Annotated in this window: 19 protein-coding genes; 8 read left to right on the top strand and 11 right to left on the bottom strand. The window is 71.5% G+C overall.

Annotation, left to right across the window (positions count from 1 at the left end):
- Nucleotides 1-88: 88 nt before the first annotated feature.
- Both ACFYYF_RS28505 and ACFYYF_RS28510 read right to left on the bottom strand, forming a co-directional pair.
- Complete coding sequence (locus tag ACFYYF_RS28505; protein WP_388780429.1) at nt 89-1,453, bottom strand: MFS transporter; 1,365 nt, start codon at nt 1,451-1,453, stop codon at nt 89-91.
- A gap of 272 nt (nt 1,454-1,725) precedes the next feature.
- Nucleotides 1,726-2,163: a MarR family transcriptional regulator gene (locus ACFYYF_RS28510; RefSeq protein WP_339130041.1), complete on the bottom strand. Its 438-nt coding sequence runs from the start codon at nt 2,161-2,163 to the stop codon at nt 1,726-1,728.
- A gap of 144 nt (nt 2,164-2,307) precedes the next feature.
- On the opposite strand from ACFYYF_RS28510, the gene ACFYYF_RS28515 reads away from it, so the two are divergent.
- Nucleotides 2,308-2,490: a hypothetical protein gene (locus tag ACFYYF_RS28515; RefSeq protein ID WP_037624226.1), complete on the top strand. Its 183-nt coding sequence runs from the start codon at nt 2,308-2,310 to the stop codon at nt 2,488-2,490.
- A gap of 51 nt (nt 2,491-2,541) precedes the next feature.
- Here the strand turns inward: ACFYYF_RS28515 and ACFYYF_RS28520 are convergent, their stop codons facing one another.
- A complete protein-coding gene (locus tag ACFYYF_RS28520) occupies nt 2,542-3,993 on the bottom strand; it encodes an NCS2 family permease (protein ID WP_361678589.1) in 1,452 nt (483 codons plus the stop codon).
- Nucleotides 3,994-4,229: 236 nt separating this feature from the next.
- On the opposite strand from ACFYYF_RS28520, the gene ACFYYF_RS28525 reads away from it, so the two are divergent.
- Nucleotides 4,230-4,505, top strand: coding sequence for a DUF2530 domain-containing protein (locus ACFYYF_RS28525; protein WP_388780430.1), 276 nt, complete (start codon nt 4,230-4,232; stop codon nt 4,503-4,505).
- Nucleotides 4,506-4,616: 111 nt separating this feature from the next.
- On the top strand, nt 4,617-7,016 hold the full coding sequence (locus tag ACFYYF_RS28530) for a cation-translocating P-type ATPase (protein WP_361678595.1): 2,400 nt from the start codon (nt 4,617-4,619) through the stop codon (nt 7,014-7,016).
- A 15-nt stretch (nt 7,017-7,031) separates the two neighbouring features.
- On the opposite strand, the gene ACFYYF_RS28535 is transcribed toward ACFYYF_RS28530, so the two are convergent.
- The 5 genes from ACFYYF_RS28535 to ACFYYF_RS28555 all read right to left on the bottom strand — a co-directional run bounded on the left by ACFYYF_RS28535 (nt 7,032) and on the right by ACFYYF_RS28555 (nt 15,059).
- Nucleotides 7,032-7,967, bottom strand: coding sequence for a hypothetical protein (locus ACFYYF_RS28535; RefSeq protein ID WP_388780431.1), 936 nt, complete (start codon nt 7,965-7,967; stop codon nt 7,032-7,034).
- 212 nt (nt 7,968-8,179) lie between these two features.
- Nucleotides 8,180-9,025 (bottom strand): calcium-binding protein, encoded by an 846-nt coding sequence (locus ACFYYF_RS28540; RefSeq protein WP_388780432.1) that lies wholly within the window; start codon nt 9,023-9,025, stop codon nt 8,180-8,182.
- Between the two features lie 260 nt (nt 9,026-9,285).
- Complete coding sequence (locus tag ACFYYF_RS28545) at nt 9,286-10,089, bottom strand: hypothetical protein (RefSeq protein ID WP_388780433.1); 804 nt, start codon at nt 10,087-10,089, stop codon at nt 9,286-9,288.
- Nucleotides 10,090-10,332: 243 nt separating this feature from the next.
- A complete protein-coding gene (locus ACFYYF_RS28550; RefSeq protein ID WP_388780434.1) occupies nt 10,333-13,494 on the bottom strand; it encodes a sacsin N-terminal ATP-binding-like domain-containing protein in 3,162 nt (1,053 codons plus the stop codon).
- Between the two features lie 638 nt (nt 13,495-14,132).
- Nucleotides 14,133-15,059 carry a DUF3027 domain-containing protein gene (locus ACFYYF_RS28555; RefSeq protein WP_361678610.1) on the bottom strand — a complete coding sequence of 309 codons (927 nt, stop codon included), beginning with the start codon at nt 15,057-15,059 and terminating at the stop codon, nt 14,133-14,135.
- 422 nt (nt 15,060-15,481) lie between these two features.
- Between ACFYYF_RS28555 and ACFYYF_RS28560 the strand changes: the two genes are divergently transcribed.
- The 4 genes from ACFYYF_RS28560 to ACFYYF_RS28575 all read left to right on the top strand — a co-directional run bounded on the left by ACFYYF_RS28560 (nt 15,482) and on the right by ACFYYF_RS28575 (nt 19,057).
- Nucleotides 15,482-16,906, top strand: a complete 1,425-nt coding sequence (locus ACFYYF_RS28560) for an MFS transporter (RefSeq protein WP_361678613.1) — start codon at nt 15,482-15,484, stop codon at nt 16,904-16,906.
- 75 nt (nt 16,907-16,981) lie between these two features.
- The gene (locus tag ACFYYF_RS28565; RefSeq protein ID WP_361678616.1) at nt 16,982-17,485 is read left to right on the top strand and encodes a DUF2771 domain-containing protein; all 504 of its coding nucleotides are present in this window, start codon (nt 16,982-16,984) and stop codon (nt 17,483-17,485) included.
- Nucleotides 17,486-17,505: 20 nt separating this feature from the next.
- Complete coding sequence (locus tag ACFYYF_RS28570) at nt 17,506-18,210, top strand: futalosine hydrolase (protein ID WP_388780522.1); 705 nt, start codon at nt 17,506-17,508, stop codon at nt 18,208-18,210.
- Nucleotides 18,194-19,057 carry a 1,4-dihydroxy-6-naphthoate synthase gene (locus ACFYYF_RS28575; RefSeq protein WP_388780435.1) on the top strand — a complete coding sequence of 288 codons (864 nt, stop codon included), beginning with the start codon at nt 18,194-18,196 and terminating at the stop codon, nt 19,055-19,057. Before ACFYYF_RS28570 ends, ACFYYF_RS28575 begins: the two co-directional genes overlap by 17 nt.
- A gap of 21 nt (nt 19,058-19,078) precedes the next feature.
- Here the strand turns inward: ACFYYF_RS28575 and ACFYYF_RS28580 are convergent, their stop codons facing one another.
- A complete protein-coding gene (locus tag ACFYYF_RS28580; RefSeq protein ID WP_361678622.1) occupies nt 19,079-19,462 on the bottom strand; it encodes a cold-shock protein in 384 nt (127 codons plus the stop codon).
- 197 nt (nt 19,463-19,659) lie between these two features.
- On the opposite strand from ACFYYF_RS28580, the gene ACFYYF_RS28585 reads away from it, so the two are divergent.
- Nucleotides 19,660-19,911, top strand: a complete 252-nt coding sequence (locus ACFYYF_RS28585; RefSeq protein ID WP_361678625.1) for a hypothetical protein — start codon at nt 19,660-19,662, stop codon at nt 19,909-19,911.
- 89 nt (nt 19,912-20,000) lie between these two features.
- Here the strand turns inward: ACFYYF_RS28585 and ACFYYF_RS28590 are convergent, their stop codons facing one another.
- Both ACFYYF_RS28590 and ACFYYF_RS28595 read right to left on the bottom strand, forming a co-directional pair.
- Entirely contained in the window at nt 20,001-20,621 is a 621-nt protein-coding gene (locus tag ACFYYF_RS28590; RefSeq protein ID WP_388780436.1) for an HAD family hydrolase, read from the bottom strand.
- A 69-nt stretch (nt 20,622-20,690) separates the two neighbouring features.
- Complete coding sequence (locus tag ACFYYF_RS28595; protein ID WP_388780437.1) at nt 20,691-21,695, bottom strand: HAAS signaling domain-containing protein; 1,005 nt, start codon at nt 21,693-21,695, stop codon at nt 20,691-20,693.
- Nucleotides 21,696-22,050: the final 355 nt, after the last annotated feature.

Here is a 22,050-nt window from a genome sequence, read left to right on the forward strand (position 1 = left end):
CAGCCTTCCAGGGAACGGCGATCAGCACACGGGAGTACGCGAGAGGCGGCCGGCCCGTACGGGGTCGGCCGCCTCTCGCGTCGCCGGGTCACACCGCGGTGGCGACCCGCTCCTCGCTCCGGGCCCGCGGGACGAAGCGGACGCGCGGGCGGCCGTGATGCCACCCGAGGGAGACCCGCAGCCCGCCGAGACGGGCGAGGACCAGACCGATCGCCGTCGCGGCGGCCATCGAGACCAGGCCGCCGAGCGCGAAGCCCACGCGGGGGCCGTAGACGTCCGTGACCCAGCCGATCAGCGGCGCGCCGAGCGGTGAGCCGCCCACGAAGACCATCATGAACAGCGCCATGACCCGGCCGCGCATGGCCGGGTCGGTGGCCATCTGGACCGAGGTGTTCGCGGTGACGTTCACCGTCAGCCCGAAGATGCCGATCGGGACCATCAGGAGCGAGAACAGCCAGAGCGTGGGAGCCGTGGCGGCGACCACCTCCAGCGCGCCGAACGCCACCGCCGCCGCGATCAGCACGCGGAGCCGGGCCGTGCCGCGCCGGGCCGCGAGCAGCGCTCCGGCCAGCGAACCCAGCGCCATCAGCGTGTTGAAGAGGCTGTAGGCCCCGGCGCCCGAGTCGAAGATGTCGTCCGCGTACGCCGACAGCCAGACGGGGAAGTTGAAGCCGAAGGTGCCGATGAAGCCGACGAGGACGATCGGCCAGATCAGTTCGGGGCGCCCGGCGACATAGCGGAGGCCCTCGCGCAGCTGGCCCTTGGCGCGTGGCGCCCGCTCGACGACGTGCAGTTCACGGGACCGCATCAGCAGCAGACTCGCCAGCGGGGCCACGAACGACAGGCCGTTCAGCAGGAAGGCCCAGCCGGTGCCCACTCCGGTGATCAGCAGGCCCGCGACGGCGGGTCCGACCAGCCGCGCGGACTGGAAGTTGGCCGAGTTCAGGCTGACGGCGTTCTGGAGCTGGCCGGGACCGACCATCTCGGAGACGAAGGACTGGCGTGCCGGGTTGTCGACCACGGTGGCCATGCCGACGGCGAACGCGGCGAGGTAGACGTGCCAGACCTGGACGTGTCCGGAGAGCGTGAGGAAGGCGAGCACGAGGCCGGTGAGGGCCATCGCCGTCTGCGTCACCAGCAGCGTCGGCCGCTTGGGGAGGCGGTCGACGAGAACACCGCCGTACAGGCCGAAGAGCAGCATCGGCAGGAACTGGAGCGCGGTGGTGACACCGACCGCGGCGGAGGAGCCCGTGAGGCTGAGCACCAGCCAGTCCTGGGCGATGCGCTGCATCCAGGTGCCGGTGTTGGAGACGACCTGGCCCAGGAAGAACAGGCGGTAGTTACGGATCTTCAGCGAGCTGAACATCGAGGAGGAGCGGGGGGAGTCGCGGGTGGCTGTGGAGTCGTGGGTGGCTGGTGCGGGGGCGGAGTGTGCTCCGGGTCCCGTACTCAAAAGGGCTCGCCTCCAGGGCAGTCGTGGACGTCGGCGTCATGGGGGGCGTCGGCGCTTGCGGGGCAGGGCGGGCCCTCGTGCTCCGCGATCGCTGATCCGGACCGAGATCGCTGATCCGGGCCGAGACCGGTGATCTCGGGGCCGAGACCGGTGATCTCGGGGCCGAGACCGGTGATCCGAACCAAGATCAGTGATCCGAACCGAGATCAGTGATCCGATGCGTGACCGGTGATCCGGACCGGGGTCGCGGAGCGCGGGAGGGCCGCCGTCGGTCAGATGTGCGCGAGCTTCTCCAGGACGGGAGCGGCCTCGCGGAGCTTGGCCCACTCGTCCTCGTCGAGGGCCTCGACCAGTCCGGCCAGGAACGCGTTCCGCCTGCGGCGGCTCTCCTCGAGCATTGCCTCGGCCTTGTCGGTCTGCGTCACCACCTTCTGGCGCCGGTCCTCGGGGTGCGGCTCCAGCCTGACCAGCTCCTTGGCTTCGAGCAGCGCGACGATGCGGGTCATCGACGGCGGCTGCACGTGTTCCTTGCGGGCGAGCTCGCCGGGCGTGGCACTGCCGCAGCGGGCGAGGGTGCCGAGCACCGACATCTCGGTGGGGCTCAGCGACTCGTCGACCCGCTGGTGCTTGAGTCGACGCGACAACCGCATCACTGCGGAGCGCAAGGCGTTCACGGCGGCCTCGTCGTCGCCATGGGTGAGGTCAGGCATGTTCTTTAGCGTAACTCATTACTCTCGCTAAAGAACAACGGGGCACCCCCGAAACGCGCCATCGGACGCGGGGATCACTCATATGAGTGAGATCGCTCCGGAAAGTGACCCGGATCCGGTCGGGAAGCGGCGACCCTCGACTCCATGGGGACCAGCGTGCTCAGCCTGCGTATCGACGGGGAGCTGCTCGACCGGCTCCGCGACCATGCCGCGAAACGCGGAATGAGCGTCCAGGACTATGTGGTCCGGACGCTCATTCGCGACGACTTCGACGAGCGGTTCCAGACCGCCGTCGAGGAGACGGAGAAGTTCTACGGGGTCACGTGACCCCGCGGGTGCCGCCGGGGGTCGTACGGACCCCCGCCCGGCCTATGGCGCTCAGGTCAGGCCGAGGGCCGGCATGAGGTAGTAGAAGGTGAAGACCGCCGCCACCACGTACATGGCGACCGGGACCTCACGGCTGCGGCCCGCCGCCAGGCGCAGCACGACGAAGGTGATGAAGCCCATCCCGATGCCGTTGGTGATCGAGTAGGTGAACGGCATCATCATCATCGTCACGAAGGCCGGGATGGCGATCGTGTAGTCCGCCCAGTCGATCTCCTTGACCGAGTGGGACATGATCAGGAAGCCGACCGCGATCAGCGCCGGGGTGGCGGCCTGGGCCGGGACCATCGTGGCGACGGGGGCCAGGAAGAGGGCCACGGCGAAGAGCGCGCCGGTGACCACGTTCGCGAAGCCCGTGCGGGCGCCCTCGCCGACGCCGGCCGTGGACTCCACGAAGCACGTGGTGGCCGACGAGGAGGAGGCGCCGCCCGCGGCGACGGCGATGCCGTCGACGAAGAGGACCTTGTTGATGCCGGGCATGTTGCCCTGCGCGTCCGTCAGCTTGGCCTCGTCGCTGATGCCCATGATCGTGCCCATCGCGTCGAAGAAGCACGACAGCAGCACGGTGAAGACGAAGAGGATGCCGGTCAGCACGCCGACCTTGCTGAAGCCGCCGAAGAGGCTGAACTGGCCGACGAGCCCGAAGTCCGGGGCCTCGACCGGGTTACCGGGCCACTTCGGGACGGTCAGTCCCCAGTTGGGCACGGTGGTGACCGCGTTGATGATCACCGCGACGACCGTCATGGTGACGATCGAGATGAGGATGGCGCCGGGCACCTTGCGCACCATCAGCGCGAGGGTGAACAGGGTGCCGAGGATGAAGACCAGCACGGGCCAGCCGTGCAGGTGGCCGTCGGTGCCGAGCTGGAGCGGGACGGTCGTCTGGGCGATGTCCGGGATCCGCGTGACGAAGCCGGAGTCGACCAGGCCGATCAGCATGATGAACAGGCCGATGCCGATCGCGATGCCCTTGCGCAGGCCGAGCGGCACCGCGTTCATGACGCGCTCGCGCAGACCGGTGGCGACCAGGAGCATCACGACGAAGCCCGCGAGGACCACCATGCCCATGGCGTCCGGCCAGGACATCCGGGGGGCGAGCTGGAGGGCGACGACCGTGTTCACGCCGAGGCCGGCGGCCAGCGCGATGGGCACGTTGCCGATGACGCCCATGAGGAGCGTGGTGAAGGCCGCGGTCAGCGCGGTCGCGGTCACGAGCTGCCCGTTGTCGAGGTGGTGCCCGTACATGTCCTTCGCGCTGCCCAGGATGATCGGGTTCAGCACGATGATGTACGCCATCGCGAAGAAGGTGGCGAAACCGCCGCGGATCTCGCGCGGAAGGCTGGAGCCCCGCTCGGAGATCTTGAAGAAGCGGTCGAGAGCGCTCTGCGCGGGCCGGGACTCCGGCTCCTGCGGGGCGGGGGCCTTGGTGGCGGCCGAGGTGGACATGCGGGTCCTCAAACGTGCAGGGGGACGGGACGTGATCGAGCCTGGTCAGCAGTCGTTCACCAGCAGGTTCCCCCAGGTCGCTGTTGGTGTTTTATACGAATACAACTGGCCAGACTCGGACCGTTTCAGTATGAACATATGAGTCAGAAATCGCTATCTCCGCGCGTAGACCCTTGCCGTACATAGGGAGACCGGGTGCGAACACAACCGGTCGCGGACCCTCGTAAGCTGTGCACATGGCGAAGTGGACCCCCAAGCACGAGGCGCCGGAGCCCCTGGAGGGCCCCGTGGTCGCCACCATCACGGGCGGCACGATCCTCTGGTTCGTCCTCTTCCTGGTGCAGCTCCCGTTCTACGGCTGGTTCGACGACCACGGACACCTGTGGTGGCTGTGGACCTGTCTGGCCGGCGCGGGCCTCGGGCTGATCGGCATCTGGTACGTCCGCAAGCGTGACGCCGCGATCAAGCGCGCCCGGGCGGGCGGCTCCCCCGCCACCCCCGTGACGGAGTAAGGGACTTTCTCCACCCACGGCAGCATTGCCCGCCGCCCCCGGTCCTCCCCAGGTCGGAACTTTGGCGCACTCGGCGGGTGAAGCCGCATATCCGCACGTACCGTCGATGGCATGACCCACACCGACGCGGGCGCCGGACTGGATCCCGTACACCCCGTGCCCATGGCCGCCTCCCGGCGGGCCGAGGGGCTGTCGGCCGCCGAGGTGGCCGAGCGGGTCGCGCGCGGCGAGGTGAACGACGTCCCGGTGCGCAGCAGCCGCTCCATCGGCGAGATCGTCCGGGCGAACGTGTTCACCCGCTTCAACGCGATCATCGGCGTCCTGTGGCTGGTCATGCTGTTCGTGGCGCCGTTCCAGGACAGCCTGTTCGGCTACGTGATCATCGCCAACACCGGGATCGGCATCATCCAGGAGTGGCGCGCCAAGAAGACCCTGGACTCGCTCGCGGTCATCGGCGAGGTGAAACCCACCGTCCGCAGGGACGGCGTCGCCGCCGAGGTGCGGTCCTCGCAGATCGTGCTCGGGGACCTCATAGAGATCGGGCCGGGCGACAAGGTCGCCGTCGACGGAACCTGCGCCGAGGCCGACGGGCTGGAGATCGACGAGTCGCTGCTCACCGGTGAGGCCGACCCCGTGGTCAAGCACGCCGGCGACCCGGTGATGTCCGGCAGCTTCGTGGTCGCCGGCAGCGGCGCCTTCACGGCGACGAAAGTGGGCCGGGAGGCGTACGCGGCACAGCTCGCGGAGGAGGCCTCGCGGTTCACGCTGGTCCACTCCGAGCTGCGCACCGGCATCTCCACGATCCTCAAGTACGTGACGTGGATGATGATCCCGACCGCCATCGGCCTGATCATCAGCCAGCTCGTCGTCAAGCAGCACGGCTTCAAGGACTCCGTCGCGCGGACCGTCGGCGGGATCGTGCCGATGGTCCCGGAGGGCCTGGTCCTGCTCACCTCCGTCGCCTTCGCGATCGGCGTGATCCGCCTCGGCCGAAAACAGTGCCTCGTCCAGGAGCTTCCCGCCATCGAGGGCCTGGCCCGCATCGACACCGTCTGCCTCGACAAGACCGGCACCCTCACCGAGGGCGGCATGGACGTCACGGAACTGCGGCCGCTGAACGGCGCGGACGAGTCGTACCTGCGCAAGGTCCTCGGCGCGCTCGGCGAGTCGGATCCGCGGCCGAACGCCTCCCTCCAGGCGATCATGGCCGCCTACCCGGACAGCGAGGAGTGGCGCTGCACCCAGTCCCTGCCCTTCTCCTCCGCCCGCAAATACAGCGGCGCGGGCTTCAGCGAGGGCAACGGCGAGTCGAGCACCTGGCTGCTCGGCGCCCCCGACGTGCTGCTGGCAGCCGAGGACAAGGCGCTCGCCGAGACCGAGCGCCTCAACGAGGCGGGGCTGCGGGTGCTGCTGCTCGCCAGGACCACCAAGGACCTCGACGACCCCGGCGCCGCGGAGGCCGCCCGGCCCGCCGCGCTGGTCGTACTGGAGCAGCGGCTGCGCCCGGACGCGGCCGACACCCTGCGCTACTTCGCCGAGCAGGACGTCAAGGCCAAGGTCATCTCCGGTGACAACGCGGTGTCGGTGGGAGCGGTCGCCGGGAAGCTGGGGCTCACCGGCGAGGTCGTGGACGCGCGCCGCCTGCCGGACGAGCGCGAGGAGATGGCCAAGTCCCTGGAGAAGGGCACGGTCTTCGGACGGGTCACCCCGCAGCAGAAGCGGGACATGGTCGGTGCCCTGCAGGCCCGCGGGCACACGGTGGCGATGACCGGCGACGGTGTGAACGACGTCCTGGCCCTGAAGGACGCCGACATCGGGGTCAGCATGGGCTCGGGGTCCGAGGCGACCCGCGCGGTGGCCCAGATCGTGCTGCTGAACAACAGCTTCTCGACCCTGCCCTCGGTGGTCGGCGAGGGCCGCCGGGTCATCGGGAACATCACCCGGGTCGCGACGCTGTTCCTGGTGAAGACGGTCTACTCGGTGCTGCTGGCCGTGCTGGTGGTGTGCTGGCAGGTCGAGTACCCGTTCCTGCCGCGTCACCTGACCCTGCTGTCCACCCTCACGATCGGCGTCCCGGCGTTCTTCCTCGCCCTCGCCCCCAACAAGGAGCGCGCTCAGCCCCACTTCGTGCGGCGGGTCATGCGGTATTCGATCCCGGGCGGCGTCGTCGCCGGAGCGGCCACCTTCCTGATGTATCTGATCGCGCGCCACTACTACACGGGAGAGGGCGCACTGGAGGCGGAGACGAGCGCCGCGACGCTGACGCTGTTCCTGGTCTCGATGTGGGTGCTCGCGATCATCGCCCGGCCCTACACCTGGTGGCGGATCTGCCTCGTCGCCTCGATGGGCGGGGCGTTCCTGCTGGTGCTCGTCGTGCCGAGGCTCCAGCACTTCTTCGCGCTGAAGCTGGTCGGCACGACGATGCCGTGGATCGCGGTGCTGATCTCGGTGACGGCGGCGGCCGTCCTGGAATTCCTGTGGAGATGGGTCGACCGCCGCGTACCCGCGTAGGGCTAGATCACCTGACTACTGCACGTCGACGTAGTCACCCGCGGCGTTGACGGCCGGGGTGGTCGCGGTGCCCGCGAAGCTGTAGCGGAAGTAACCGTCGACGGTGGCCGTCGTGGTGGTCTTCAGGTTGCCGGTGCTGTCCGACTTGATCGTCTTGATCGTGGTGTAGGTGCTGCTGCTCTTCTTGCGGAACTGCAGCTTCACCGACTGGCCCGTGTAGCCGTGGTAGGCGAAGTCGTCCCAGTTGGCGCGGGAGAGCTTGCCGGTGACCGTGACGGTCTTGCCCTTCTTCACCGGCTCCGGCGCGGCGTTGACCGTCAGCTTGGAGTAGCGCTGGAGCTTGGTGGTGGCGAGGTCGCCGGCACCGGCGAAGCCGACCTGGCTCCAGTCGATGTCCTCGCCCAGCGGGTCCTGGTCGTTGAAGTCGAGGACGTAACCGTCGGCCTTCCACGTGGTGGCGTCCTCGTTGCCCACGAAGTCCCAGGTCGGGTCGGCCTCGATGGTGCTCGTGCAGTTCGCCTTCGTGGCGGAGACGTCGGTGCAGCTCGGCCAGTCGGGGCCGACCAGCCAGTTGGCCTGGTCCTCGTAGGAGCCGCGGTAGAGCTCGATGTCCATGTACGTGTCGGAGGCGTAGATGTCGACGTCCGCGGCGTGCGTCACGGTGAAGGTGACGGGGACCGTGACCTTGTTGCTGACGCCCACCACGATCGGCTTGCCGTTGTTGACCTTCACGGCGGAGAAGGTGACGTCCAGCGGGTACGGCTCGCCGTCCTCGCCCGTGGAGCCGGTGTAGGCCGACTTGCCGTCGGCGGCCTCGCGCGCGGCCTGCGCGATCTTCTGGACGTCGTCGTGGTCGAACGAGTGACCGCCCGTCGCCTGGGCGGCGGGTACGGCGAGGGCGGAAAGAGCCAGGGCGCCGGAGAGGGCGGCCACAGTGGCACGTATGCGCATGCGATCCCCACGTGGAGAAAGGGGCCCCGACGGCGGCCGGGCCTGACGGCCGGCGATCGCGGGGTCCAAGTGATCATGGAGTCCGTTGACTCGGAAGACATGATCGCCGACGCCTTCACAAGGTTGTACGCGGGGTGAACTTTTTGTGAGCCGTTCCGGACGGACCAGAGGCCCCCGGCACTGGAGCCGGGGGCCTCTGGGCGCATCAGGTGTTACTGCACGTCGACGTAGTCACCCGTGGCCTTGATGGCGGGGGTGGTCGTGGTGCCCGCGAAGCTGTAGCGGAAGTAACCGTCGACGGTGGCCGTCGTGGTCGTCTTCAGGTTGCCGACGCTGTCCGACTTGATCGTCTTCAGCGTGGTGTACGTGTCACTGGTCTTCTTGCGGAACTGGAGCTGCACCGACTGGCCGGCGTAGCCGTGGTACTGGAGGTCGTCCCAGTTGGCGCGGGAGAGCTTGCCGGTGACCGTGACGGTCTTGCCCTTCTTCACCGGCTCCGGCGCGGCATTGACCGTCAGCTTGGAGGCGCGCTGCACCCGGGCGGTCTTGTAGGCGTCGACGATGGTGTAGTCGTAGTCGTTGCCCATGGCACCGACCCACACCTTCCAGGTGCCGGCCAGGATGTTGGAGTAGATGTTCTCGTTCGGGTCGGCGACGATCGTGACCTTGCAGGTCCCGGTGGTGGCGCCGGTGGCGGTGCAGGTGCCCGTGTCGGCGTCCGGAACGAGGACGCCGTCGGGGCTGTCCACGTCCGAGCCGTGCCAGAGCTGGGCATAGCCGTCGTAGATGCCGGTCGGGTCGCTGGCCGACACCGAGATGGTGAAGGACTTCTTGAGCGTGGTGCCGACGACGATGTCCTTGCCACCGTTGACGGTAACGCTCGTGATCTTGGTGTCGCCGACCGTCTCGTCCGCGGGCGAGGAGCCGGTGAACGGCGTGACCTTCGAGGTGGACGGCGCCAGCGAGGCGAGCGAGCCGTGACCGTCCGCCTGCGCGGCCGGAACGGCGAGAGCGGAAAGAGCCAGGGCGCCGGAGACGGCGGCCACAGTGGCACTCATGCGCATGCAATCCCCCAGTGGAGATAGAGCCCGGGTGCGGTCGAGCCTCGCGGCTCGGGGGCACGGGGGCCCAAATGATCGTGGAGTCTGATGACTCAGGTGAAAAGATCATCCAGGTCGTCGAATGGTTGTACGTTGGATGAACTTTTTTCTTACGCGTGAGCGGGCGGGGACAAACAGGAATCCCCGGCCCGTGGAGGGCCGGGGATTCAGGTCACGCCCGGTTGCCCGGCTGGATCGTCGTCCGGCCGGAGCGCGTGTTACTGCACGTCGACGTAGTCGCCCGCGGCGCTGACGGCCGGGGTGGTCGTGGTGCCCGCGAAGCTGTAGCGGAAGTAACCGTCGGCGGTGGCCGTCGTGGTGGTCTTCAGGTTGCCGGAGCTGTCCGTCGTGACCGTCTTCAGCGTGGTGTACGTGCTGCTGCCGGCCTTACGGAACTGCAGCTTCACCGGCTGGCCCGTGTAGCCCGCGTACTTGTGGCTGTCCCAGTTCGCACGGGTCAGGGCACCGGTGACCGTGACGGTCTTGCCCTTCTTGACCGGCTCGGGGGCGGCGTTGACCGTCAGCTTCGACAGGCGCTGGACCTTCGCCGCGCCGAGGTCGTTCTGCCACTTGGTGTGCCCGCTGTTGTCGAGGGCGACCGAACCGACCTTCCAGCTGCCGGCCTGGGAGTTGGCCAGGTCGTCGTAGTCGCCGGTGGCGGCCGGACGGAACTGGATCTTGGCCGTGCACTTGAGCACGGTGGAGGACGAGGCGGTGCAGGTACCGGGGTCGTCGCCGCCGATGAGAGCTTCGCTCGGCGAGGTGATCGAGGTACCGCGGTAGAGCAGCGGACCGCTGATGAAGGAGCTCGCGCTGAGGCTCGCGGGGTGCGTCACGGTGTAGGACGCACTGACCGTGACCTGAGCGGAAGCGCCGACCACGATGTTCTTACCGCTGTTGATCACGACGTTGGAGACGGTGACGTCGGCCAGCGGGTTGCCTGCGGCCTGTGCGGCCGGCACGGCGAGAGCGGAAAGGGCCAGGGCGCCGGTCACGGCGGCCACGGCGGCTCGTATGCGCATGGGATTCCCCAGGTGGAGAAAGGGGGGCCCGGAGATGGTCGTTCCTCACGGGACCCAAGTGATCGGTGAGTCTGTTGACTCGAAGGGTGAGATTAGTGAGAGGCGGGACGGGTTGTACGGGCGGGGTAAGGGAATCGCAGTTTTTAGGTGCGCATGACGCGGCGATGGTGAAGCACAGAGAAAAGCCCGGCCCCGGAATTCCCGGGACCGGGCAGACGTGCCGCGCGAATGCCGCGGGCCGGGTCAGTCGAACCAGCGGTCCCGGGCCAGCTCCTCCGTGCGGGACGGATCCTCCAGCAGCGCGGCGACCTCGAAGCGGCGCGGCCACTGGCCCGCGGACCAGGCGAGTCCGGCGGCGACACCCTCCAGGGTGGAAGCGTGCAGGACCCCGTCGCGCGTACGGCGCCAGTCGAGCTCGGTGCCGTCGACCACCAGCTCCTCGTGCTCGACGTACGAGGCGGGGGTCGCCGGGCCCAGCAGGACCCGTACGGACTCCGGTACGTCGTGCTCGGTGCCCTCGGAGGTCACCTCGCCGGTGACGGACTCGCTGAGCCGGCGCACCTGGAACAGCTCGGCGAGCTCGGCGGCCCGCGACGGAGGCACCGGCAGCAGCGGCACCCCGTCGGTGAAGGCCAGCAGGTCCGGTGAGTCCACGACCACCGCGTCGGCCGCGTCCACGACCCGCACCTCGCCGTCCACGACCGCCCGCAGCTCGTCCGGCAGCGTCACCCGCTCGGGGTCGAGGTCGGCCAGCGCGCTGTACAAGCCGTGCAGTTGGGCCCCCGAGACCGGGCGGTCGGGGTCGGCGAGCCGGTCGAGCAGTTCCGCCGCTCCGCCCGGCTCGTCGAGCAGGGCAGCAACGGAGGTGCGGACACCGAGCGCCCGCAGGACCTGCTCGTCGTCGAAACCGGTCGCGTCGGCCTCGTCGTACAGACCCCGCAGCAGCGGATCGCCGCCGGCTGCCCGCAGACCGGCGGGCCGGCGCCCGTCGAGCACCGGATGGCCGCGCAGCCACCACGCCGTGTACGGCCGGACGATCTCGTGCGTGCCGTCCGGGAGCAGGACGCGCACCTGCTGGATGATCGCGTCCCGCAGCGGCGGCCGGGCGAGCAGCGCCAGGGCCTGCGGCCAGTGGTCGTCGTCCACCAGGTCCAGATCCCGTACGGCCACGATCTCCGTGGCGACGGGCGGCACCGGCGAGTCGGGCAGCCGGTCCAGGACGTCCTCGCACCACACGTCCACCGCGTCCAGCAGACCCGCGTCGTCCGGCTCGGCGAAGTCCCCCTCGCGCGGCTCCAGTTCGTCCGGGTCGAGCACGACGTCGGTGGCGCGCACCAGGGCGAAGCCCGCGAGGACGCCGCAGGCGGCGAGCGGCTGCTCGCCCCAGCGCTCGGCCAACTCGGAATCGACGGAGGCCAGTTCGTCCTCGCGCATGATCCGGGCGAACGGGCTTCCGGGCAGCACGAGTTCGCCGGCGGGCACGAGTTCACCCTCGTCGTCCGGCAGGGCGAGCGCGCCCAGCCAGGGCTCGTCGCCGGGTTCGAGCGCGGCGTCACGGACCAGCGCGAGGACGGTGTCCGCGAGCTCCTCCGCGTCCAGGGTGTCCTCGTCCCACGCGCCGCCCTCGTCGTCGAGCGAGGCGGCCACCGCGGCCCGCACCTGCGGCGTCGTGAGCACCGCGCGGGGCGAGGCCGGCAGAGCGCCCAGCTTCTCCAGGAGGGGGTGGGCCGCGTCCGGGTGCGCGACCTTCAGGCCGAGCCTGGCCAGCGTGGCGGGGGCGACCAGGGACCCCTCGGGGGTGGGCAGCAGGATCTGGCGGGGCCCGATCGTCGTACGGCCGTCGGCCAGCGGCACCGGCAGTCCCGACAGCCGGTCCGGGTCGACCCCGGCGAGGCTGTCGTACAGGCGGTACCACCACTCCGGGTCCTTCTCCAGGCCGGCCAGCCGGTCCACGGCCTCGGTGAGCGGGACCCGGGCGACGCCCAGTGTGCGCAGCTCCACTCGCCGTTCGAGCCCGGCGGGCAGCAGGCCCGTCAGCACCTCGGCGAGCACCCGGACGGTCTCGGCGCCCGCGCCCTCCACCACCTCGGCGTCGCGCGGCCGCAGGGCGGCCGGGGTGTCCGTGGGGCTGCTCCCCGGCCAGTCCTCGGGGGTGTCGACGGCCGGCGGGCCCGCCGGCGGGGCGGCGGGCGGCAGGAAGGCGGTGCGCGGCAGCCGGTCCAGGACCGCCTGACGCAGCGCTCCGTCGAGCTCGCCCTTGCCGAGCGGGCCGGGCACCAGGTCGATGATCCCGGTGTCCACCGGCCGCCAGGACGCGAGGAGTTCGGCGTAGGCGTCCGCCGCGCGCTCCACCAGGAAGTCCGTCAGCGGGCCGGGGGCCGTGTGGCGCCGGGTGGTGTCGAGCGGGAACGAGGCGATGAGGAGCGCGGGCACGCCTAGGGCCTCGTCGCTCGGCGTCGGCGCGTGCACGACGGGGCTGGTCCTCGGGCGGGCCGGGGCTCCCTCGGGGCCGACCGGGACGGCCCAGGTCACGGACCAGTGCGGGCGCAGGCGCTCCTCGACCGGGCGGTCGGCGAGCAGGGCGGGGTCGAGGGTGCCGTGTGCCGCGACCGTGCGGTAGCGGGTGGTGCCGTCGCGGGAGTCGTCGATGACGGCGCCGTGCTCGGCGGTGGTCCGGCGCAGGGTGCGGACCTCCGCGTCGCCGATCTCCACGACCACTTCCTCCAGGCCCGGGAGGGCCAGCAGGAGGGCGTCGTCGATGTTCCGCAGGAGGCGCTCGGCGAGGTCCTCGGCGGCGGTGTCGCGCAGCGGGAGGATCACGGCGGTGTCGTACGGGGCCGGGGCGGTGCCCTCGGCCGCGAACGGAAGCCTCAGCAGCGGCACGTGGCCGTCCCGGCGGCGGATCTCGTCGCCGAGGCCGGGGCTGTCGGTGGCGGTGCCGGCGGCGAGGTCGCGGGCCTCGGCGAGCGCCCAGCGGACGCCGCCGTGCCGGCCCACGACGGCGGGCTCGTCGGTGACGGCGAGGACCGCCGCGAAGCCGACGCCGAAGCGGCCCACGGCCGTGTCGTGGGCGTCCCGCTTCGCGGAGGCCCTGAGGGTGGCGAGGGATTCGACGCCGGTCGCGTCCAGGGGGGCGCCGGTGTTGGCCGCCACCAGGACGCCGTCGCGGAGTGTGAGGCGCAGGCGGCCGGGGGCGCCGGCGCGGGCCGAGGCGTCGGCGGCGTTCTGGGCGAGTTCCACGACGAGGCGGTCGCGGTACCCGCCGAGGACGAGGTCCTCCTCGGCGTTGGCGTCCTCGCGGAACCTGGCCGGGCTGGCCGCCCAGGCGTCCAGTACTCCGCGGCGCAGGCGGGCCGTGCCGAACGGGTCCGCACCCTCGGCAGCCGGCCGCACGAACTTACTCACGGGTTCACTCTCCCTCTCGCCTGACGCGACCGCGAATGCTGCACCGCGTCGCGGCATGAAGGTACCGCGAGCGTTCTCCGACTCCGGCCCGGCGGGTGGGCCGGGGCCGTCACCGGCGGGTGGGCCGGGGCCGCGCCGGTGCATCAGGCCGCCGCCGGTACCGGTGGGTGGGTCGGGGCCGTCACCGGTGGGCGTCGCGGGTCCCGCCGGTGGGTGGGCCGGGGCCGCGCCGGTGCATCAGGCCGCCGCTGTCGGGCAGAGAAGTGACCGTTAGTGGCGACGGCCATCGATGTACCGGCACGTCCCCTCGCGTCGCATCCCGGCTGCGGGTGCGTCGTGGTGGCGGACCATTTCGGCCCCGGCTGGTGAGCCTCCAGCCCCAGCCGGTGAAGCTCCAGCCCCAGCCGGGGAAGTTTCAGCCCCGGGCGGGGAAAATTCAGCACCCGCCGGTGAAGCTTCAGCCCCGGCCGGGAAAATCCAGCCCCTCCGGCGTTTGAGGAGCGGGGTCTGGGGCGGAGCCCCAGGGTGGGACGGGTAGGGGCGGAGGGGGCGATGAACGGCTGGGGAGCGTTCGTGCCGGGGGAGGTGAAAGCACCGGTTCCCCGCCCCCCGGTCGAGGCCCCGGGGCCAGTGGAGAGCTAGGAATGCCCCAGCTCCGCCTCGGACTCGTCCGTGGTGGACGGGACCGAGCCCGAGTCCGGGGACGGACGCAGCGGGAAGGGATCCACCTGGGTCTCGTCGATCACGGGAAGCGGCGGCCGCGGCGGCGTCGGCATGACGGCGGCCTCGGAGTGCCCTCCGCACCCGTACGCGAGAGACACCACCCGCCCGTCCGCCGGCGAGAACTCGTTCGCACAGACACCGAACGCCTGCCCGAGCGAGCCCCCGATACGGTTCAGGAAGCCGCAGCTCACGCACGTGGCGGGCGCGGCCTGCGCCATGGCCGTCTTGGCGCCGAACGAGTCCTCCCAGCGGTCGGCCGCGACATGCAGCCCGTACCGGGAGAGGACCCGGGCCCGGCGGAGCCCCAGTTCCTCGGCGACGGCGGCGATCGAGCCCCGGCGCGGAGTCATCGGCAGCTGCGCGGGCGTGCCCGCGGTCACCTCCGCGTCCTCCGCCTCCACCAGCTCGGCCATGTCCTCGGAGACCGCGGAGTTCGGCGCGGGCTCGTCCTCGCCGGACCAGCCCGGCTCCAGCCGGAGGTCCTCGGCGTCCGTGGGAAGCAGGTCCCCGGGGCCCATGTCACCGGGGCGGAGCCGCTCGCTCCACGGCACCCACTCCGGGGCCAGCAGGGCGTCCGTGCCGGGCAGCAGCACCGTCTCGTCGAGGGTGACGATCTTCGCCCGCGAGGCACGGGCCACGGTGGACGCCCAGCGCCAGCCGCGGTACCCGGGTTCCTTGCACTCGAAGTAGTGCGTGACAACGCGGTCCCCCTCGGAGACCAGCCCGAGGTGCTCGCCGACGACGCCGGGGTACGCGGCCTCCTCGGCGGCCGCGCGGGCGAGGTCGACGGCCTCGGCGCACAGACGGTCCGGGGTGCGGCTTCGCGTTGTCGCTGCGCTCACAGGTATCGCTTCTCTCCTACGCCGTCTCACGGGTGCGCCAGTCCTCGGCGGGGGTGCGGACGGAGCGGACCGGTGGGCCGCGTCGACGTCCGCGCCCGATCGCACTCGGGCGCACCTACGCCATCCATTCTGCGGGATGGCCGAGAGGCGCGCGGCCGAGAACAATCGCCGCAGGCGCGTTACGCACGCTACCTTCTCCTGGCCCCTGGGCCCACACCGGCGGGCGTCTTCGGGACCCCGCGCCGGGATCTTTGCCGCTCCGCGGCCCCCCGGAGTCCGTCCCTCCGCGGGGTTTCCCCCGGCGCCGGGCGCCGGATGTCCGCGACGCGCCCAAGCGTCCCGCCCGGTCCGATCGGCCCCACTCGGCCCCCGTACGCGCGGTAACCGCACTACGCACCCCGAACTCGGGGCACTATGACGGAGTGGCGTCCGCAAGGTCACCCCAGGGAGCAACCGGTGTCGGTGGCGCCAAGGGGACCAACCGAAATGGCGGATCGGGCCGGGTGACCGGATCCGTCCGTGCGGTGGGGCGTGCCCTGCACTTCCCCGTGACGCGGACGGTCCGCGGCATCCGCAAGGCCACGCACGCGCACGGAGCGGGCGAGTCGGGCCTCGGGAAACTGATCGAACTGCACGCGGTGAACGGCGCGGGCGACGTCATGATCACCGTGGCGCTGGCGTCCACCGTGTTCTTCTCCGTGCCGACCGACGAGGCCCGCGGAAGAGTCGCCCTGTACCTGGGCATCACGATGGCACCCTTCGCCATCCTCGCCCCCGTGATCGGTCCGCTGCTCGACCGGCTGCCGCACGGCCGGCGGGCCGCGATGGCGGGCTCGATGCTCGCGCGGGCCATGCTCGCCCTGATGCTGGCGAGCGCGGTCGTCACCGGCACCTTCGAGCTGTATCCCGCCGCGCTCGGCGTGCTCGTCGCCTCCAAGGCGTACGGCGTGGTGCGCAGCGCCGTCGTGCCCCGGCTCCTGCCACCCACGTTCTCCCTGGTCAAAGCCAATTCCCGGGTCACCTTGGGTGGACTCCTGGCCACAGGTGTGGCCGCGCCCGTCGCCGCCCTGCTCCAGTCGGCGGGCGCTCGCTATCCGCTCTACGGCGCCTTCACGATCTTCATCCTGGGCACGTTCCTGTCGTTCTCGCTGCCGCCCAAGGTCGACTCCGCCAAGGGCGAGGACACGGCACTGCTCGCCGCCGACGCGGACCATCTGCACGGCCCGCATCTGAAGAAACCCCCGCGCCCCGGACTGCGGACGGTCGGAACGGCCGTCACCCACGCGCTCGGCGCCAACGCCTCGCTGCGCTGCCTGTCCGGCTTCCTGATCTTCTTCCTCGCCTTCCTGCTGCGCGAGCACCCGCTCACCGGCAAGAGCGCGGCGGTCTCTCTCGGCCTGGTGGTCGTCTCGGCAGGCGTGGGCAACGCGCTCGGCACGGCCGTCGGAGCCTGGCTGAAGCAGCGCGCCCCGGAGATCATCATCGTGACGGTGGTGGCGGTCGTGGTGGCCGCGGCGGTCACGGCGGCACTCTTCTTCGGCACCCTGATGGTGGCGTGCCTCGCGGCGGTCGCCGGCTTCGCGCAGGCTCTCGCCAAGCTGTCCCTGGACGCCCTGATCCAGCGTGACGTCCCCGAACTTGTCCGGAATTCGGCGTTCGCGCGCTCCGAGACACTGCTCCAGATGGCCTGGGTGCTCGGCGGGGCCATCGGTATCGCGATGCCGCTCAACGGACCGCTCGGGCTCTCCGTCGCCGCCGGGATCGTCGCCGTCGGATGGCTGACGACCGTGCGGGGGCTGCTTCTGGTGGCACGGCGCGGGGGATCGGCCCGCGGCCGTGTCTCCTGAGCCGCGCGGGGGCCACACGCGGCACGCCGCACCCCACGTGGGGGCACCGGTGGGCGTGCCCGATAGCCTTCGGTCATGACCTCCCTGCCCCGCGGCAGAGCCGCTAATGGACAACGCGCTGCGCGCCGTCGCCGCGCCGTCGCCACGGTCGGCGCCGTTTCCGCCGGACTCCTCACCCTGTCCGCCTGTGACAAGCCGACACCGATCGCCACCGTCACGGTCGGCACCAAGTCGGTGAGCTCCGAGGCCGACTGCTACAACGACGGCGACGCCCTCAAGGCGGACCTGACGGGCTGCCTGCGGTCCAAGGACATCAAGTCCATCACCGTCGACCCCGACGAGACCGTGCGGTTCGGCGTGGACCCGAAGATCGCGGACGAAGGCTGGACGATCCTGATGAACGGGCAGCAGCTGCTGCCCGAGACCACCAACAAGACGTACCTGACGATCCCGGGCAGCGTCTTCTTCAACCAGCAGTACGGCGCCACCGGCAACTCGACGCTCGTCTCCGTCAGGGAGGGCAAGACGTCGCCCACCGGCCTGTGGTCCTTCAAGTTCAAGAAGGACTCGGACAACTGATCGCCGCCGCCGGGCCGAGGGTGCTCGTGGCCACCGCCGTCTCCGTGGAGTCGGAAGCGGTGGCCGCGGCGTCGTCCGGCACGGCGCAGGAGATACGGATCCCGGGGGCGACGCTCCACCGGACCGGCGGGCTCGATCTGCTCGCCGCCGGTGTCGGCCCCGCCCGCGCCGCCGCCTCCGTGTCCGCCGCGCTGACCGCCGCCGCCCTCGGCGGCGTGCCCTACGCCCTCGTCGTCTGCGCGGGGATCGCGGGGGGATTCCAGCCCGGCGCGCCCGTGGGCTCGCTCGTGGTCGCCGACGACATCGTGGTGGCGGACCTGGGCGCCGAGGCGCCGGAGGGGTTCCTGCCGGTCACCGAGCTCGGCTTCGGGACCGTCAGCCACCGGCCTCCGGAATCACTCGTACGGGAGACCGCGTCCGTCACCGGCGCCGCCGTCGGCACGGTCCTCACCGTGTCGACCGTGACCGGCAGCACGGCGCGCGCCGCCGAACTGCGCGCCCGGCACCCGCACGCCCTCGCCGAGGCGATGGAGGGCTTCGGGGTGGCCGAGGCGGCCGCCGCGCACGGTGTGCCGGTGCTGGAGATCCGCGCGGTGTCCAATCCCGTCGGCCCGCGGGACCGCGCCGCGTGGCGCATCGGCGAAGCCCTCGCGGCCCTCACCGGGGCATTCGGGAAGCTGGGGCCCCTCTTGGAGAGTTGGAACCCACATGAGCGCACCCACTGAATCCGCCGACACCCTGCGGATCGCCTACTCGCCCTGCCCCAACGACACGTTCGTCTTCGACGCCTGGGCGCACGGCCGTGTCCCGGGGGCGCCCGCGCTGGACGTGACCTTCGCGGACATCGACATCACCAACGGCATGGCCGAGCGCGGCGAGTTCGACGTACTGAAGGTGTCGTACGCCGTACTGCCGTACGTCCTCGACGACTACGCGCTGCTGCCGTGCGGCGGCGCGCTCGGGCGGGGCTGCGGTCCGCTCGTCCTGACCAAGGAGGCCGGTACGGACCTGACCGGCCGCACGGTCGCCGTGCCGAGCGAGCGGTCGACGGCGTATCTGCTGTTCCGGCTGTGGGCGGCGGACACGGTTCCCGGCGGAGTCGGCGAGATCGTGGTCATGCCGTTCCACGAGATCATGCCGGCCGTGCGGGACGGGAAGGTCGACGCGGGACTCGTCATCCACGAGGCGCGTTTCACGTACCGGAACTACGGGCTGCACAAGCTCGCCGACATGGGCGAGCACTGGGAGCGGACCACCGGGCTGCCGATCCCGCTGGGCGCGATCATCGCCAGGCGGTCGCTGGGGGCCGAGCGGCTGCTGGAGCTCGCCGAGGCCGCACGGGCCTCGGTCCGCGCCGCCTGGGACGACCCCGAGGCCTCCCGTGCCTACGTCCTGGAGCACGCCCAGGAGATGGACCCGGGCGTCGCGGACCAGCACATCGGCCTGTACGTCAACGAGTTCACGGCCGATCTGGGCGAGCCCGGTTACGCGGCGGTCCGCGGGCTGCTCACCCGTGCGGCGGCCGAGGGGCTCGTACCGCCCCTCGGACCGGACGCGCTGGCCTTTCCCTGATCCCCGGCTCGCGCCCGGGCCTCACACGTCGAGCTGGTCGGCGACCGCGCGCAGCAGACCCGCGATCTTCTTGCCCGAGGTCTTGTCCGGGTAGCGGCCCTGTTCCAGGGTGGGCGTGATGTTCTCGAGCAGGGTCGTCAGGTCCTGGACGATGGACGCCAGTTCGTCCGGCTTGCGGCGCTGGGCGGCCGCGACCGACGGGGCCGGTTCCAGCAGCGTGACCGAGAGGGCCTGGTCGCCGCGCTGACCGGCGACGACGCCGAACTCGACACGCTGGCCGGGCTTGAGGGCGTCTACACCGGCGGGCAGGACCGAGGAATGGACGAAGACGTCGCCGCCGTCGTCGCGGGAGAGAAAGCCGAAGCCCTTCTCAGTGTTGAACCACTTGACTTTGCCGGTGGGCACGTCTGTCCTCGTCCTCGTACTCGTCGGAAACTTCTCTGGGAAGAGCTCGGAAGGTTGCGGGGGCAACTGCCCGAGAAACGCCTCTGGATAGCACTACAGCGGGTCAGCCGACCCGCCGGTACCAAGGCTAATGGTCCGTCGGCTCGTGACAAGACGTCGCTGGATTGTTCCTTCGCGCAGGGAACTACCCTGGTGGGGTGCGTGACAAAACCCAAGCGAATTCCGCTGAAGCCGGTGACCGGCTGATCCGTGCCGGTGCCATCGTGTTCTTCGTCGGAGCGTTGGCCACACTGGTCACCGTGGCCCCGCTGTTGCTCGGTACGAAACCTTTTCCGTTCTACATGTTCGGCTTGAGCATGCTCATGGGTGTCGGATTCCTGCTGGCCGGGGCGGGCGTGCTCCAGTCCGCCGCGCAGGGCCGCCGCCGGGCCCGCGCCGCCCGTTCCTGACGGCGGCCGTTCCCGGCGGAGGCGCCCCCCTCACGGCCGCGGCGGTCGTCCCGGCGGCGGGTCCGGCCGGGGCCGTGTCCGGCGTGCCCTCAGCGGTGGTTGTCCAGCCACGCCGGGAACTCCGTGAGGTCGCCGAGGACGACGTCCGCGCCCGCCGCGCGCAGTTCCTCCGCGTCGCAGGGACCGGTCGCCACGGCCACGCTGTACGCCTGAGCCGTGCGCGCTCCGCGTACGTCGCCGGTGTGGTCGCCGACGTACACGCTCGCGCCGTGCTCGCGCAGCGCGACCGCCTTCTGTTCGGCCCACAGGTTGCCGACCACCTCGTCCGCCTCGATGCCGAGGTGGTCCAGGTGCAGCCTGGCGTTGGGCTCCCACTTCGCGGTCACGACCAGTGCGCGGCCGCCCGCCGCCCGTACCGCCGTGACGGCCTCGCGCGCTCCGGGCATCGCGAGCGTGCCGGTGATCGCGTGCTCGGGGTACATCGCGCGGTAGAGGTCGGCCATCGCCGGTATGTCCTCGGCCGGGAACCAGTGGGCGAGTTCCTGCTCCAGCGGGGGCCCGAGCCGCGTGACCACGAGATCGGAGTCGATGTACGTCCCCGTCCGTTCCGCCATCGCCTCGAAGCAGGCGTGGATCCCGGGACGGGAGTCGATCAGGGTCATGTCGAGGTCGAAGCCGACGGTCAGCGCAGGTGAGGTCATATGGGCCATTGTGCCCAGGCTCCCGGGAACACGGTCCACACCTTTTCCGGAAGGCCCGCACCTTCCGGTGGGCCGGGGTCAGCGCCTGCGCTGGGAGCGCCAGGCCAGGTACAGGGCCGAGGCGATCGCCGCGCCCCGCACGACGAAGGGCCAGGTCTCGGCCATCGCCTCGTTCATGTGGCCCTCGGCGACGGGAGCGCCCCACCGGCCCTCCGAGCGGCCCCAGAGCCAGACGACGCCCGCCGTGACGGAGAGCCCCGGCAGGACGAGCACGGCCCACTTCGACTCCGCCTGGGTGAGCCGGCGCGAGCCGTAGGCGATCAGCCAGCCGAGGCCGAGCGCGAACCAGTTGCCGAGGACCGCGCCGGCGACGAGGAGGGCGGCGGCGAGCAGGAGCAGCGGATTGGTGTATCCGCCGGCGCGCGGGAGCAGACGGCGGAGCCGCCGGCGCGCGGGGGTGGCCTCGGCTGCCGGCTCGTCCCGGGGGTCCGGTGCCGCGCTCTCCTCGGCCGGGTCCGTCTCCTTCCCCGGGCCGTCCTCCTTGTCCCCCGGGGGCGGCTTGAGCAGCTCGGGGATCTCCACGCCGCCGACGAACCCCGGCACGCTGTCGCCGAGTCCGAAGGGGCTGCCGGTGCCGCGCCACCAGTCGGGCCGGGTCGCGCTGTCGCCCAGTTCGGCCGCGCTCGCCAGATGGGGCGGGGAGGGGACGTCGGTGCCGGTGCTCTCGGCGGGCCGCTCCTGGGCCGGGCGGGGGCGGGGGACGACACGGCGCAGTTTCCCGGGGCGCTCCTCCGGTTCGGCGGCGGCGCGCTGGGACGGCACGGCGGCCCAGGTCCGGGTGCCGGCGCCGGTTCCCGCGGTGCCCTGTCCGGCCGCCGCGACGATCTCGTCGGGGGTGCCGAGCCGGTCGAGGATGCGGCGGACCGCTGCCGGGGTGTCGGAGCCGGCCCGGCGCCGGTCGATCTCCTCGCGCAGTTCCGTGACCAGGCGCATGCGGGTGTCCGACGGCAACTGCCGCTGCTGGGCCAGGTCGCCGACCCGGCTCAGATAGTCGAAGACCAGCTGGTCGCTCTCGATCCCCACGAAGTCCCCTCCGGGGCCGGTGCGTTGGATACCCCGTGGGGACGAAGGTACCGGTTCTCCCCGGCGCGGGAGCGTCGGGTCCCGGGCTCGGCCTGCCGTACGAGAGGCACCGGGCCGGCGGGCCGCCGGGAGCCGGCCGCCGGAAGCCGTACGGGACCCGGGGCCGGGCCACTTGAAGACGCGCGCGGCGCCGGGGCCGGCGCCGGGAGCCGTGCGCGGCGCCGGAGACCGGGCAGCGGGAGACCTGCGGGACACGGAGACGGGGCACGGGGAGACGTGCGGGACAGCGGAGACCGGGCACCGGGAGACCTGCGGGACGGCGGAGACCGGGCAGCGGGAGACACCTGCGGGGAAG

It is taken from the genome of Streptomyces sp. NPDC001914, assembly GCF_042891215.1.
Classification (GTDB): domain Bacteria; phylum Actinomycetota; class Actinomycetes; order Streptomycetales; family Streptomycetaceae; genus Streptomyces.

What these genes read in the sequence shown, in the direction of transcription:
- ACFYYF_RS28515 (WP_037624226.1), top strand. Translation starts at nt 2,308, where the DNA reads ATGGGGACCAGCGTGCTCAGCCTGCGTATCGACGGGGAGCTGCTCGAC.
- ACFYYF_RS28575 (WP_388780435.1), top strand. Translation starts at nt 18,194, where the DNA reads ATGAGCGCACCCACTGAATCCGCCGACACCCTGCGGATCGCCTACTCG.
- ACFYYF_RS28530 (WP_361678595.1), top strand. Translation starts at nt 4,617, where the DNA reads ATGACCCACACCGACGCGGGCGCCGGACTGGATCCCGTACACCCCGTG.
- ACFYYF_RS28535 (WP_388780431.1), bottom strand. Translation starts at nt 7,967, where the DNA reads ATGCGCATACGTGCCACTGTGGCCGCCCTCTCCGGCGCCCTGGCTCTT.
- ACFYYF_RS28565 (WP_361678616.1), top strand. Translation starts at nt 16,982, where the DNA reads ATGACCTCCCTGCCCCGCGGCAGAGCCGCTAATGGACAACGCGCTGCG.
- ACFYYF_RS28520 (WP_361678589.1), bottom strand. Translation starts at nt 3,993, where the DNA reads ATGTCCACCTCGGCCGCCACCAAGGCCCCCGCCCCGCAGGAGCCGGAG.
- ACFYYF_RS28590 (WP_388780436.1), bottom strand. Translation starts at nt 20,621, where the DNA reads ATGGCCCATATGACCTCACCTGCGCTGACCGTCGGCTTCGACCTCGAC.
- ACFYYF_RS28540 (WP_388780432.1), bottom strand. Translation starts at nt 9,025, where the DNA reads ATGAGTGCCACTGTGGCCGCCGTCTCCGGCGCCCTGGCTCTTTCCGCT.
- ACFYYF_RS28525 (WP_388780430.1), top strand. Translation starts at nt 4,230, where the DNA reads ATGGCGAAGTGGACCCCCAAGCACGAGGCGCCGGAGCCCCTGGAGGGC.
- ACFYYF_RS28510 (WP_339130041.1), bottom strand. Translation starts at nt 2,163, where the DNA reads ATGCCTGACCTCACCCATGGCGACGACGAGGCCGCCGTGAACGCCTTG.
- ACFYYF_RS28545 (WP_388780433.1), bottom strand. Translation starts at nt 10,089, where the DNA reads ATGCGCATACGAGCCGCCGTGGCCGCCGTGACCGGCGCCCTGGCCCTT.